Below are 12,886 nucleotides of genomic sequence, written 5' to 3' on the forward strand. Positions count from 1 at the left end.
CAGGGGCCGGAAGGTGGGAGGTAAAAAGAACCGTAACAAGGGCGGTTATGCCGCCTCTGCCAGCGGCTCCTCACCCTTCTTCTGATAGGCCTGCGGGCTCAGACCCAGCAGCTCCTGCACGGTGGAGGCCACAGTGATGGAGGAGATGGTCCCCACCAGAATGCCGGTGAACAGAGTGAAGGAGAAACCGTAGAGGGTATCGCCGCCAAACAGCAGCAGTGCCCCGACGGTAAACAGGGTGGTGCCCGAGGTGATCATGGTGCGGCTGAAGGTGGCCTTGATGGCGACATCAGAACATTCGTGGATCCCCATCTGGGTGCGCGAGCTCAGCAGATCCCGCAAGCGGTCCGAAATCACTATGCTGTCGTTGAGGGAGTAGCCGATCACCGCCATCAGACCGGCGATGACGTTGAGATCAAACTCGATGTTGAACAGCGCCAGCAATCCCAGTGCCACGATGGCATCGTGGATCACCGAGATAAGGATGCCGATGGCCTGACGCCACTCGAAGCGAAACGCCAGATAGGCCGAGATGGCAAGGGAGGCGACCAGCACCGCCAGCATCCCCTGCTGGAACAGCTCGGCACCTACCTGCGGGCCGACGATGGTGGTGCGCAGCAGCTCGACCGGCATGCCCAGCTGCTGGGTCAGCATGGTGGCAAGCTCGGTGGCCTGCCAGGGCAGTTCATGCGGAGGCAGCTTGATCAGCCACTCGCCGGGGACACCGGCAGAGCTGAGTTCCACCGCGCTCGCCAGCGGGGAGGTGAGCATGGCGTTGAGCTCATGGGCCTCCTTGAGGGTCTGGATATGAAACTCCAGCAGGGTGCCACCGGTAAAGTCGAGGCCGAGGGCAAGTCCGTTGACCAGCAGCATGGCGATGCTCGCTACTGTCAGTACGATAGAGGCCCACAGGCCGATATAACGCCAGCGGGTCAGACCCATGGCAACAATCATTCTCAACATAGTTCTCTCCTTGGCCTGCCAGCGCCTGGCTGGCGGCCGCATCCCGACGTGCCTTGGCACTGCGGGGGAAATGTCTCTGATCCGGTGCGCCCGGCTGGCCATCTCCATGGCCGGCGGCGGAGCCGGATCCGCTCATCAGGGGGGCGGTTCGCCCTGTTACACCTTCAGCGTGCGCTCGCTGCTGCGGCCCCACAGGGGGTTGATGATGGCGCGTGTGCCCCAGATCCCGGTCACCATGCTGGAGATAAGCCCCAGAATGAGGGTGATGGAGAAGCCTTGCAGCGGCCCGGAACCGATGGAGTAGAGCACCACGGCGCAGATGAGCGTGGTGATGTTGGCATCGAAGATGGTGCGAAATGCCGAGCGATAGCCAAAGTCGATGGCGTTGGCCAGCGAGCCGCCGTCACGCAGGCGATCCTTGATCCGCTCGAAGATGAGCACGTGGGTATCCACCGCCATCCCCACCGTCAGCACCAGACCGGCGATCCCCGGCAGGGTCAGCACGGCCCCCGGCAGCACCGCCAGCATGCCGACCTGCATCAGCAGGTTGGCGACCAGCGCGGTGATGGCGACCCAGCCGAACTTGCGATACCAGGCCATCATGAACAGCATCATACCCGCCATGCCGAAACCGAGGGCGGTGAAGCCCGCTTCGATATTCTGCATCCCGAGGGTCGGGCCAATGCTGCGCTCTTCCAGGATCTTGAGCGGTGCGGTGAGAGCGCCGGCGCGCAGCAGCATGGCGAGCTCCTGCGCTTCCGGCAGACTGCCAATCCCGGTGATGCGGAACTGGTTGCCAAGGGCGGTCTGGATGGTGGCGACGTTGATCACCTCGCTCTGGGCGCGCAGCTTGCCCTGGGCATTGGTCTTGTACTCGGTGAAGACGGTCGCCATCGGCTTGCCCACATGCTGGCGGCTGAACTGATTCATCTTGTTGCCGCCCAGGGTGTCGAGCACGATGTTGACCTGCGGCTGACCCATCTCGCCCATGTTGGCCCGGGCATCGACGATGTGCTCGCCGGTCAATACTGGACGGCGCGCCATGCCAACGGCCTGACCGTTGCGATCGGCGATGTAGAAGTGGCTGTCAGCCTTGGCCTCGTAGAAGGCCAGCGACGCGGTCGCCCCGATCACCTCTTTCGCCTGCTTGGGGTTGTGCACACCCGGCAGCTCGATGCGGATGCCATCCTGACCCTGACGTTGTACCGAGGCCTCGACGATGCCGAGTTCGTTGATCCGCTTCTTGAGGATGGAGAGGTTCTGGGTCACGGCGTTGTTGATGAGCTGGGTGCGTTCGGCCTCGCTCAGCACCAGCTTGAGCTGGTTGCCGCTGCGGGTCATTTTCCACTGATCCTGACGGGTACCGGCGCTCTCCTTGATGATGGTGAGCCAGCCACTCTGATCGTCAGCTTCCGGCAGGGTGACATTGACGCTGCCAAGGTCGGCCCGGGCCACACCGGCACCGCGCAGATTGGCTTCACGGAAGCGGGTGCGCAGGGTGTCGACCAGATTTTTGGTCTGGGCATCGAGGACGAAATCGACATCGACCCCGATCAGCAGCTGGGAGCCGCCGCGCAGATCGAGGCCGAGCTTGATGGGATCGGCGCCAAGGCGGCTGATCCAGGTCGGGGCGTTGGAGTGGAACTCCAGCGTCAGCGCCGCGCTGTCGAGGCCCTGCTGCTCCAGCAGTTGTTTGGCTCGTTGCTGTTCGCTCTGAGTGGCAAAGACCAGCTCGACCCGCTCCGGTTGTTCGATGATCTTGGCCGGGTTCAGGTGGTTGTCGGTCAGCAGCATCTGCTGTTTGGTGGTCAGGCTCTGCTGACCGTGCAGACCAAGAGAGGGCTGCTCACCAAAGAAGGTGGGCAGCGAATAGAAGGTAAAGGTCAGCAGCATGAGCAGCAGTAGGGCGTACTGCCACTTGCTCATGCGGTTAAGAAGGGTATGACTGGTTTTTCTCATGGCAAATTGGCCTCTGTCAGGAGAATGGTGCGCAGGCCGATAGCATCAAGGCTCGGCAAGGCGCAGAAAAATGGATGCATCAAATGCGGATCAGGCCGAAGCGGGATCCGTCAGAAGGAGGAGATGAGCAAACAGTGGATGTGCCAACCCCTCGGGGTCAGGCGCTCAGATAGCTCTGGGTGAAGCGGTACTGCAGATACTGGCGCTGCAGCCGGTGGCGGTGAATCGTGGCGAAGGGATCACGAAAGAGCTGCTTGTGGTAGAGCTGGGCGGCCAGCAACAGCCAGCCAAGCAGCACCAGCAGAATTGCCTGGGCTGACCAGCTCTGGATCAGCTCGTAGACCACGCTCTTGGGCTGGTTGTCGCTGCGCAGGGATTGCTCAAAACGCAGCAGGTGATTCTGGTTGGTCGCAACAAACTTGATGACACCATCGTCGCTCTCGCTCGCTTGCGAGAGGCTCTGGATCTGTTGCTGATCGGGTAGCAGCGGGCCTTCCATCACATTGATGGAACAAAGCAGAGTGAGCGAGACAACGAGTGCCACCAGCCCCAGTTTGACTTTGTCGATAAGGCGCAAAAGGGTATTCCCGATAAATGGAAAAGGGAAACTACCACAGGCAGCGCAGGTGGGACAACCCTTGCCGCCCAATTAGGATTATTCTGAAGCCCCTTGGTCAGCTCCCGGTCATCTGCTGGAAATCGCGAGCATAGCCCTTGAGCAGTGAGTAGAGATGGGCCCGCTGGGCCAGATCCAGTGACTGACTCATGGCGCAGAGCCAGTTGACGGTGCGCTGGCGCGACTGCTCGGTATAACCGGTAAAGCGGCCATCCATCATGCCATCCCCCTGTGCCAGCAGTTCGGTCAGTTCGCGGGTGAAATCGGGGCTTTGGCGCTGCTGCATCAGCCTGTCCAGCTCTTTGGTCCAGGAGGTCTGGAACTCGAGCCAGGGGGGCATCAGCTCGTACTGCCACTCGGCCCACTGTGCCACCAGTGGCGCCTGCGCCGGTTTCACTTCGCCAATCCAGTACTCAAGGCGCTGGTTCATCTTGTCGCGAAACTCCGCCAGCATCTTCTCTTTGGGTTCGCTGGCAAACTCCTGCTGCCGCTCCTGCTGCCGCTTGAGCCGATCGGCCATGAAGCGGGTCACCTGCTCATCGCTGAGAGTGCTCGCCAGCCTGACGGTGCGGGGAATGGCGTTCTCCAAGGTGCGGGTCAGGCTCTGCTGCACCGCATCGAGATTGGTGGAGATCTGCTCCGGTGTCATGGGACTGGCCACCGCTTTGGCGAGGGTATCGAGATCCCGGGCATAGCGGGGCAGCTCGTGCTGGCGGTGCCATGCCATCAGCCCTTTGACCTCGCGGCTCAGCAGATCCTTCTGGGGGGAGGTGAGGACGAAATAGTCGTCCAGCTGCCAGATGATGGCGGTATCAATCCAGTAGTAGATGACCCGGGTCGAGCAGCCGGTCAGCAGCAGGGCAAGCAGTAGCAGCCCCCAGGTTTTTGGCTTGTGCCAGCGCACCTTGTTGATCATCTGTCACTCCAGTCGTTGCCGGTTGAGGGCAATCAGTGCGTCGTAGTCGGGCGAAGCGTCTTGTTCGGCCATCAACAGGGCCCAGAGCAGACCGATATAGTCGACCCAGGGGATGAACGCCTCGCTCTGAAAATCGGGCCACTCATGGCGTAGTAGCGAGCGCAGATAGTGCTCCTCCAGCGCTTTGCGCTGCTCTTCGGGCCAGTCGTGGGTGCGCTGGATGCTGGCCACTTCAAAGCCGGGATGGCCTGCCGCGCCGTACTCCCAGTCGATAACCCAGGGCGCGTGACCCAACAAGTTAGCCGGATTGAGATCATGGTGGCAAGGCCGCCAGCAATCGTCGGGTTCGCGGTTGGCAAGCAGGCTGCGCTCCAGCGTCGGTAGCCAGGTCGGTACCTGAGCCAACCGGGCGCGATAACCGGCGGCGTGGGCGCGCACCGCCATCACCACGGTGGGTAGGGGGAGGCGATGCAGCTTGCGCAGCACCTCAGCCAGCAAACGGGGCTGTTCGGCGACGGCGGGCGCGGCTTCGAGCCAGTTTGGCTCATCGCACCACTCGAGCAGCATCAGGCCGCTGGCGGGATCCTTGTAGTGACAGGGCAGCGCCAGCCCTTCGGCCATCGCTCCCTGATAGAGCTGCCATTCGGTGGCCCGGTCGATGCCAAGGCGCACCGGGTCCGGGTGGCCCTGACGCAAAAAGTAACTGCGCCCCGAAGGGAGGCGCAGTCGATAGTTGCTGTTGGTGAGGCCCGCGCCAAGCGGCTCGAGACTCCCGCCTCGCCATGGGACGGGCAGCGTGGCGAGCAAAGCGTCGGGGGCGAGCATCACCTGGTGAGCATTACCAGCCAAAGGTGGACTTCTTCGCCTGCTTGCGGATCTCTTTCTGGTCAGCCCAGAGCAGCTCGCCGCTTTGCAGATCCATCAGGTTCATGGTCATCTGGTAGTAGACATCCTTCACCTTGCCGTTGTCCTTGACGATGCTGGCGAGGTTGCCATAGACCATGTAGCGGGCGCCGGTCTGCTTGCCCAGCCGCACCATGGAGGCGGGATCCACCATGCCGCTGCTCTGCTGGTATTCGAGCTGCTGCTTGACGGCGGCGACCTTGCTCATGTCGACGAAGCGGAACTTGCCGGCCCGCAGCAACTTGGTGCGGATGGTGTCGGTGATCGCTTCGGTATCGATGTGCTCGGAGGTCTTGTTGCGGATGGAGTCCATGAACATCACCGGACGGCCGCCGGCGGTGATCTCGCTGGTGGCGGGGGAGGCCAGCATGGAATCCGCCATCTTGTCGGCGATGGCCTGCAGATCGCTGGAGCCGTAATCGACGGTGACCGTTTCGGTTTCGGTCGGATCACCGTAGCTGACCGTGGTGCTGGAACAGCCGCCCAGCAGCAAAGCGCCGGTCAGGATCAGCAGGGCATGATTCATTTTCATCAGTAGGATTCCTCAATCACTTCACGTACATAAATCCGGTAACCGCGGGCGGTCGGGGTCGGGGCCAGGGCTGACAGAGTGCGGGTCTGATAGCCGTGCAGCTTGAGCGGTGTCCAGCCACGACCGTCGCTGGCGACCTCCTGACCTGCCTCATCATACCAATAGAACATGTATTGCAGCTTGTTATCGCCGCGCTGGGTGCTGGCGGCGGCCACATTGACCTGCAGCAGGCCATTCTGTTCACGGCGGCTCAGCTCGGTCAGGGTGACGTTGACGTTTTGATGCTGCTCCGCCACCGCTGCGGCGCCCGGTGCCCCATAGAGCGCCACGCCGGAGGTGTTGGTGGCGCAGCCGGTCAGCAGCAGCGCGAGCCCGAGGGCCAACCCGTATGCTTTCATCTTGCTCTCCTTGATTGGAGTGAGTGGGGCAGCACTTGCGCCTGCCCGGTTAATCGTCTTGCTTATCTCTCTTCGCCGTCTGTTCAGAGCGGCATCACCCTAGTCGCCAGACCGGCGCCGAGGCGCTGAACCCACACCAGGGTGGTACGGCCGCTATGAATGGTCAGCGGCAACTGATGCTGGGCGGCACCCGCTCCCAGAGTGAGATTGACCTCACCTGCCGGCACCATCCCCTGCCAGCTCGATGCCTGCGCCGGCAGTGTCAGCCAGCTGCGGGTATCAGCCCGTTCCGAGAGGGTATTGAAGATCCCCACCAGAATATTGCCTACATCACCCCCCTCTTTGGCGGCGGTGCGGCGCATCTGCTCCTTGGCCACCAGCCGCAGCGCCTGGCGGGTCAGCATACCGGGCAGCCGCTCCTGCAGATCCTTGGCGGCCAGCGCTTCCAGCCTGACCAGCTCGCTGGTCTGCTCAACCCGTTTGCCGAGCGTGACCGTGAGCGGCCCCGTGTCGCTGGCCCGATTATCGTAATAGGGGATGGCCACGGTAAAGGTGCGAAAATCGCCGTGGGAGGTGGAGATGGGCAGCGGCAGGAAGAGTTCGCGCCGCGCCGGGATCAGGCCATCTTCAAACAGCACCACCAGTTGGCCCTGATTTTTAGCGGGTGGTGGCGCTTTGCGACCCACCTTTTTCTCGGTCGCGCGGATCTCGTCCGGTGCGCCGCGCAGCACCGCCAGACGCAGCAAGGCATCCTGCAGGCTGCGGTTGTCCGGCGCTATCTGGTAGCCGCGCTGGTAATCGACCCAGGCGTCGTTGAGATCCCCCGCAGCCTCATAGAGCACGGCGGAGAAGTAGAAGGTATAGGCGTTCTGGAAACCGTTCTTGACCTTGCCGATCAGCCGGTCGAGCTCGGGTGCGCCGCGCGACATCAGCTGGCGCATCTCCCCCTCGGTCTCGGCCTCTTCGCTCTCATCCTTCGCTTTGCGCACCTCGTCAGCTCGCCGTTTCAGGGCCTGCTCCTGCACCTGATTGGCCCGGCGTACCTCCACCAGGGCGCCATCGGCATCCCCTCGTTGCAGGTAGTTGAGGGCCAGATAGTGGTGCAGCATGGTGCGTTCGTAATCGGGGGTGAGGTAGGCCATCGACTGGTCGTTGGTGAGCAGGCTGCCCACCTGATCCAGACCGTGGCTCAGCCGGTATTCGGCCTGATTGTCTTCCCACTGAAGGCGGCTGTCGGCGGCAGAAAACGCCTGCTTGCTGCCCGCATCCTGACCGGCGAGCCAGGCGATGCGACCCTCTTCAAGGCGATCGAGGACAAAGGTGTCATCCCCGAGGGTGGAGTCGCGCACCTCGGGTAGCGCCTCGGCGGCATGGCCCAGCAGCAGCTGGTTGCGCAGCGGCACCATCTGATCGGAGTAGGAGACGAACATGTCTTGCCAGCGGGAGGCGCAGCCCCCCAGCAACAGCAGGGCGCCGCAGAGCAACAGGGCGCTGCGGCAGGTTGAGATGTAGCGAGTCATTACAGGCTGAGCAGCGGTCCCAGCGGCTGGCCACCGACCAGATGCATGTGGATGTGGTAGACCTCCTGCCCGCCGTGGCGGTTGCAGTTCATGATGAGGCGGTAGCCATCCTCGGCAATACTCGCGTCGGCGGCGAGCTTGCGCGCCACGGTGAACATCCGGCCAAGAGCCAGTTCGTGCTCCGGCTCCACGTCGTTGACGGTGGGGATCAGCACATTGGGGATGATCAGCACGTGGGTCTTGGCCTTGGGCTGGATGTCCCGGAAAGCGGTCACCAGATCGTCCTGATAAAGGATGTCGGCGGGGATCTCTTTACGGATGATTTTGCTGAAAATGGTTTCTTGCGCCATGGCTAACTCCCTTATGAGAAAAAGAAAATCGAATTTGGATCCCAAGCGGCTCCGCGCTGCACGGCAAGTGTGACACAAGCCGAGATTTGACACAGCTGATGTCCCATTCCCTTCAGTTATTGTTAAAAATACCGATAGCCGGAGGGACGTCATCTGTAGCGCCTGTTCAGGGTGGTCTGCAGGGTATCAAAAGGACGGGGTACTCAGGCAAGGGACTTTTGCATATACAGCGGGATAATAATGAAACAATCAATGTCGGATCTCTCCATCTTGCAGCGGGTCTATCTCGGCTTCGCTATTCTGGTGGCCGTGATGGTGGCCAGCTCACTGCTCACATTTCGTAGTCAGGAGACCCTCGGCGGGGCGCTGGAACAGGTTACCCAGCAGTCGATGCCGCTGGTGATCGCCAGCAGTCAGACCCAGATCTCTCTGCTCAGCGCCAACAAGTGGCTCGGGGATGTGCTGACCGAGCAGGACCCCAAGCAGCTGCCGGCCGAAGTGGCTGAGCTGAAACAGGCCAAGGCGCAGGTCGACAAGACTCTGGCCGCCTTGCGTCAGCAGGTGGCCGAACACCCCGAGCTGCAGGGCGAAATGACCGCCCTTGGCGAGCAGGTGGCGCGTTATCTGGAACTGACCGATACCCTGCCCGGCGAGCACGAGGCGCTGCTCACCCGGCTGCACAAGGTCAATCTGGCCAAGGGGCAGTTTCAGGTCAGCCTGCCCCAGTTCAAGAAGAATCTGGGTGACATGATGATCACCATCGACGACAGCTTCATCAAGATGCTCTCCGAGACCCTGACCACCAAGCTCTCCGCCATCGAACTCTCCACCATGGATGCGCTCAACCAGACTATCCCGGCTCCCATCGAAGGGGCGCTCAAGCGCAACAAGATGCAGATCGAGGGGTTCAACAGCACCATCAAGGATCTGCAGGGTGAGCTCAAGAATTTCGAGAACGACATGGGCCATTATGTTCACGGCTTCGTGCGCGACACCACCGCCAGTGAAGGGGTGCTGGCCCAGTATCTGGCGCTGATGAAGCAGCAGGAGCTGATGCGGGAGAAGAGCAAGCAGGCCAGCGCTCTTATCGTCGAGATCCAGAACCGGCTGGAGCGGATGACCGCGAGCAGCCAGCAGCTGATGAACGGCAGTATCCAGCATGCCAAAGAGGTGCAGCGCCAGAGCACCCTGACTCAGGGGGCGAGCATCGTGGTCGCCATTCTGATCGCCATGCTGGTGGCCTACACCCTGGGCAAGGCGATCCGCCGTCCGCTGCGTGAGCTGCTGCGAGTCCTCTCCGAGGTGACTCGTGGTGACATGACCCAGCGCATCGGCTTTCACAGCAAGAACGAATTTGGCCAGCTGGGCAGCCAGCTCAACCTGCTGATCGAGCAGATGGGGGAGGTGCTGGCCCAGCTCTCCAACGCATCAGCCCAGCTTAACGATGCCGCCCATGGCAACCGCCATACCACCGAATCGGTGCGGGCGGATCTGGAGAAACAGCGTCAGGAGACCGCCTCGGTCGCCGCCGCCATGACCCAGATGGAAGCTTCGGTACGCGAGGTGGCGCAGGCTGCCAACCAGACTCTGGAGCGGGTGATGGATGTGGAGAAGGCCTCCGAGATGGGGCGCAAGGTGATGGCGGGCAATATCACCACCACCCATCAGCTGGCGGGCAAGCTGCAACAGACCGGCAAGGTGATTGGCGATGTGAGCAACATGAGCAGCCAGATCGGCAACATTCTTGACGTCATTCGCGGCATCGCCGAGCAGACCAACCTGCTGGCTCTCAATGCGGCCATTGAGGCGGCGCGTGCTGGCGAGCAGGGGCGCGGTTTTGCGGTGGTCGCCGACGAGGTGCGCAGTCTGGCGGGGCGCACCGCGCAATCCACCAGCGAGATCCAGACCATGATCGAGAACCTGCAGCAGGGGGTCGCCAGAGCGGTGACCGTGATGCAGGAGTGCTCCCGCGAGATGGACAGCTGCATGGATCAGAGTTCTCACGCCAACAACGCCATGGAAGAGGTGCAGGGAATCGTGGTGCTTATCAGCGACATGTCGAGCCAGATTGCCTCCGCCGCCGAGCAGCAGCAGGCGACCAGCGCCGACATCGCTACCAACCTCAACCGTATCTCCGATATCTCGGATCTCAACTACCAGGGGATCGAGCGGGTGGCCCAGACCAGCCAGCAGCTCGACTCCCTCGCCGAGCAGCAGGAGAGCCTGGTCAAGCGCTTCCGCCTGAGCGCCTGATGGCAACAGGCTGAAACAACAAGGCCCCGCAGTTGCGGGGCCTTGTTGTTTGCGGCAGTGACAAGAGGATCAGGCGTAGGCGATAGCGCCCTTGCCGACCCCTTCATAGGCAACAATCTTGACGAACTTGTCGCCCACCATCTTCTTCACTTCGCGGGCGATATAGCAGGCCAGCAGCTCGACCGTGGTGTCGGTGTCGATCATCTCCACCTCGGCGCTGGGGATGGCCAGCTGGAACAGCCCCTGCGGCGCCACATATTTGAAGCCGATGTGATGCTCGCCAAGCTGGGCATTGGCGCGGGGGCTCAAGGCGAGCTCGGTCAACGCCACCTTGTCTTCCTCGGTGCCGAGGTAGATATCGCCCCAGCGTTCGGCCCAGTTGAGCTCTAGCTCACCATCGCGCTCACCATCGACGTGGATCTCGATGGGGGAGCGGTGGCCGTGGGCGATGCGCTGGCAGTTGCCATCGTGCTTTTTCAGGCCGTGGCTGTAGTGGTAGAAGGCACCGTCGATGGCTTCGTGGCGCAGGGTCAGGGAGAGATCCTTGATATTGCCCGGCAGCCGTTTGGCCAGTACCGCCAGCAGGTAGCGAGTCACCGACTCTTTATCGACCAGAGGTGCGGGGATAAAGGCGAAGCCCTGGGTCGGGCAGCGCAGGTGGATGGAGCGCCCCGGGCGCAGCAGATCCACCGTGCTCTCGTCGCCGTCCAGGGTTTCGATGTGGATCAGCGGGCACTCGGTCGGCACCAGCAGCTTGTGGTCCACCTCTTCATCGATGATCGATTTGATCAGCTTCTTTACCCGGCCAAAGTCCAGCAGCATGCTCATTTCGTTGAGCTCACCGCTCATCTCGATATCTACCAGCCAGCTCTCGCCGACCATGCCGCGGCGTTCGCACAGGTAGCTGGAGTCGATCACGGTCAAATCTCTTACAAATAACTTCATCAGTCAGGCCTTGCTACAGAGAAAGGGCAGTTTGCGATATTATGACCCGCGATTATCGGCAAAGGAACTGGAACCCCCCATGAACAAACTGCTTATCAAAAATGCCACCCTGGTCAACGAAGGCCGCATCTATGCCTCCGACGTGTTGATCGAGGGGGAACGGATTGCCCGCATCGCCCCGGATATCGAGGCGCCCGATGCGCTGGTCATCGATGCCGCAGGTCGTCACCTGATCCCCGGAATGATCGATGATCAGGTCCACTTCCGGGAGCCGGGATTGACCCACAAGGGGACCATCGCCAGCGAATCCCGCGCCGCCGTCGCCGGTGGCACCACCAGTTTCATGGAAATGCCCAACGTCAATCCCCAGACCACCACCCTCGAAGCCCTCGAAGCCAAATACCAGATCGCCGCCAACTCCTCCGTTGCCAACTACAGCTTCTATCTCGGCGCCACCAACGACAACCTGGAAGAGATCAAGCGTCTCGATCCCAAGCAGTCCTGCGGGGTCAAGGTGTTCATGGGCTCCTCGACCGGCAACATGCTGGTGGACAATCAGGAGACCCTGGCGGCCATCTTCCGCGAGAGTCCGGTGATGATCGTCACCCACTGCGAAGACACCCCGACCATCGCCAAGGCGGAAGAGGCGGCGCGGGCCAAGTGGGGCGAAAATGTGCCGATGAGCGAGCACGGCCGCATTCGCAGTGACGAGGCGTGCTACAAATCCTCCAGCATGGCGGTGGCGCTGGCCAAGCAGTACGGCGCCAAGCTGCATGTGCTGCATCTGACTTCGGCCAAGGAGCTGTCGCTCTTTACCGCCAGCCACGATCTGAGTGAACTGAAAGACAAGAACATCACTGCCGAGGTGTGTGTTCACCATCTGTTCTTCAACGAGGCCGATTACGACACCCTGGGCAGCCAGATCAAGTGCAACCCGGCGGTGAAGAGCGCGGCAGATCAGCACGCGCTGCTCGATGCGGTGCGCAATGACGTGCTCGATATCATTGCCACCGACCATGCTCCCCACACCTGGGAAGAGAAGCAGAACAGCTACTTCAAGGCGCCGTCTGGCGTGCCGCTGGTACAGCACTCCCTGCAGGCGCTGCTGGAGCTCTACCACAATGGCGTCTTCACCCTGGAGACTATCGTCAAGAAGACCTCCCACGCGGTGGCCGAGCGCTTCCAGGTGCAGGATCGCGGCTACATCCGCGAGGGCTATTTTGCCGATCTGGTGCTGCTGGATCTGGGCAAGCCCTACGTGGTCAACGATGACAACATCCTCTACCACTGTGGCTGGTCGCCCTTCAACGGCTACCGTTTCCACAGCACGGTAGAGATGACTCTGGTGAATGGCCAGATCGCCTGGCAAAACGGGCAGGTCACTGACCAGATCCTGGGCAAGCGGCTGACCTTTAACCGCTGATTGTTCGCAAAGCAGGCGAACGCACCATTGTCGGGGAATTGGCGGCGTTTCTTTGTTGACAGGGCTGGGCCATCTCCATAAACTCAGCCCCCGTCAGCTCAGACTGAC

At 61.6% G+C, this 12,886-nt stretch carries 12 protein-coding genes; 2 read left to right on the top strand and 10 right to left on the bottom strand.

Translation table 11 applies throughout. From position 1 onward, the window contains the following. Positions 1-45: 45 nt before the first annotated feature. The 9 genes from secF to hinT form a co-directional block, all read right to left on the bottom strand. Positions 46-963, bottom strand: coding sequence for a protein translocase subunit SecF (gene secF / locus AACS24_RS07185; RefSeq protein ID WP_181364337.1), 918 nt, complete (start codon positions 961-963; stop codon positions 46-48). Positions 964-1,119: 156 nt separating this feature from the next. Next, on the bottom strand, positions 1,120-2,922 hold the full coding sequence (secD, locus tag AACS24_RS07190) for a protein translocase subunit SecD (RefSeq protein WP_033113378.1): 1,803 nt from the start codon (positions 2,920-2,922) through the stop codon (positions 1,120-1,122). A gap of 157 nt (positions 2,923-3,079) precedes the next feature. After that, positions 3,080-3,499 carry a hypothetical protein gene (locus tag AACS24_RS07195; protein WP_108572906.1) on the bottom strand — a complete coding sequence of 140 codons (420 nt, stop codon included), beginning with the start codon at positions 3,497-3,499 and terminating at the stop codon, positions 3,080-3,082. 97 nt (positions 3,500-3,596) lie between these two features. Further along, positions 3,597-4,454: a DUF6279 family lipoprotein gene (locus tag AACS24_RS07200; protein ID WP_033113380.1), complete on the bottom strand. Its 858-nt coding sequence runs from the start codon at positions 4,452-4,454 to the stop codon at positions 3,597-3,599. A gap of 3 nt (positions 4,455-4,457) precedes the next feature. Further along, entirely contained in the window at positions 4,458-5,279 is an 822-nt protein-coding gene (locus AACS24_RS07205; protein ID WP_108572970.1) for a phosphotransferase, read from the bottom strand. Positions 5,280-5,292: 13 nt separating this feature from the next. Next, positions 5,293-5,889, bottom strand: a complete 597-nt coding sequence (lpoB, locus tag AACS24_RS07210; RefSeq protein WP_033113381.1) for a penicillin-binding protein activator LpoB — start codon at positions 5,887-5,889, stop codon at positions 5,293-5,295. After that, a complete protein-coding gene (locus AACS24_RS07215) occupies positions 5,889-6,287 on the bottom strand; it encodes a YcfL family protein (RefSeq protein WP_108572908.1) in 399 nt (132 codons plus the stop codon). The genes lpoB and AACS24_RS07215 overlap by 1 nt, the downstream gene beginning before the upstream one ends. Before the next feature lie 83 nt (positions 6,288-6,370). Further along, the gene (locus tag AACS24_RS07220) at positions 6,371-7,807 is read right to left on the bottom strand and encodes a COG3014 family protein (protein WP_181364338.1); all 1,437 of its coding nucleotides are present in this window, start codon (positions 7,805-7,807) and stop codon (positions 6,371-6,373) included. After that, positions 7,807-8,157 (bottom strand): purine nucleoside phosphoramidase, encoded by a 351-nt coding sequence (gene hinT, locus AACS24_RS07225; protein WP_108572910.1) that lies wholly within the window; start codon positions 8,155-8,157, stop codon positions 7,807-7,809. Before hinT ends, AACS24_RS07220 begins: the two co-directional genes overlap by 1 nt. Before the next feature lie 240 nt (positions 8,158-8,397). Between hinT and AACS24_RS07230 the strand changes: the two genes are divergently transcribed. Further along, entirely contained in the window at positions 8,398-10,410 is a 2,013-nt protein-coding gene (locus AACS24_RS07230) for a methyl-accepting chemotaxis protein (RefSeq protein WP_108572912.1), read from the top strand. A 69-nt stretch (positions 10,411-10,479) separates the two neighbouring features. Here AACS24_RS07230 and AACS24_RS07235 read toward each other — a convergent pair whose 3' ends face one another. Further along, positions 10,480-11,355 (bottom strand): 6-pyruvoyl trahydropterin synthase family protein, encoded by an 876-nt coding sequence (locus AACS24_RS07235; protein WP_181364339.1) that lies wholly within the window; start codon positions 11,353-11,355, stop codon positions 10,480-10,482. A 79-nt stretch (positions 11,356-11,434) separates the two neighbouring features. Here AACS24_RS07235 and AACS24_RS07240 point away from each other — a divergent pair, with 79 nt between their 5' ends. Next, positions 11,435-12,778, top strand: coding sequence for a dihydroorotase (locus tag AACS24_RS07240; RefSeq protein ID WP_108572914.1), 1,344 nt, complete (start codon positions 11,435-11,437; stop codon positions 12,776-12,778). Positions 12,779-12,886 lie beyond the last annotated feature (108 nt).

The sequence above is a fragment of the Aeromonas sp. HMWF016 genome (assembly GCF_963878195.1).
Lineage (GTDB): Bacteria > Pseudomonadota > Gammaproteobacteria > Enterobacterales > Aeromonadaceae > Aeromonas > Aeromonas lacus.

Excerpts from the sequence above, each read along its gene's own strand:
- AACS24_RS07205 (WP_108572970.1), bottom strand. The coding sequence starts at position 5,279 with ATGCTCGCCCCCGACGCTTTGCTCGCCACGCTGCCCGTCCCATGGCGA.
- AACS24_RS07230 (WP_108572912.1), top strand. The coding sequence starts at position 8,398 with ATGAAACAATCAATGTCGGATCTCTCCATCTTGCAGCGGGTCTATCTC.
- AACS24_RS07200 (WP_033113380.1), bottom strand. The coding sequence starts at position 4,454 with ATGATCAACAAGGTGCGCTGGCACAAGCCAAAAACCTGGGGGCTGCTA.
- secD (WP_033113378.1), bottom strand. The coding sequence starts at position 2,922 with ATGAGAAAAACCAGTCATACCCTTCTTAACCGCATGAGCAAGTGGCAG.
- AACS24_RS07240 (WP_108572914.1), top strand. The coding sequence starts at position 11,435 with ATGAACAAACTGCTTATCAAAAATGCCACCCTGGTCAACGAAGGCCGC.
- AACS24_RS07220 (WP_181364338.1), bottom strand. The coding sequence starts at position 7,807 with ATGACTCGCTACATCTCAACCTGCCGCAGCGCCCTGTTGCTCTGCGGC.
- lpoB (WP_033113381.1), bottom strand. The coding sequence starts at position 5,889 with ATGAAAATGAATCATGCCCTGCTGATCCTGACCGGCGCTTTGCTGCTG.
- AACS24_RS07215 (WP_108572908.1), bottom strand. The coding sequence starts at position 6,287 with ATGAAAGCATACGGGTTGGCCCTCGGGCTCGCGCTGCTGCTGACCGGC.
- AACS24_RS07235 (WP_181364339.1), bottom strand. The coding sequence starts at position 11,355 with ATGAAGTTATTTGTAAGAGATTTGACCGTGATCGACTCCAGCTACCTG.
- secF (WP_181364337.1), bottom strand. The coding sequence starts at position 963 with ATGTTGAGAATGATTGTTGCCATGGGTCTGACCCGCTGGCGTTATATC.
- hinT (WP_108572910.1), bottom strand. The coding sequence starts at position 8,157 with ATGGCGCAAGAAACCATTTTCAGCAAAATCATCCGTAAAGAGATCCCC.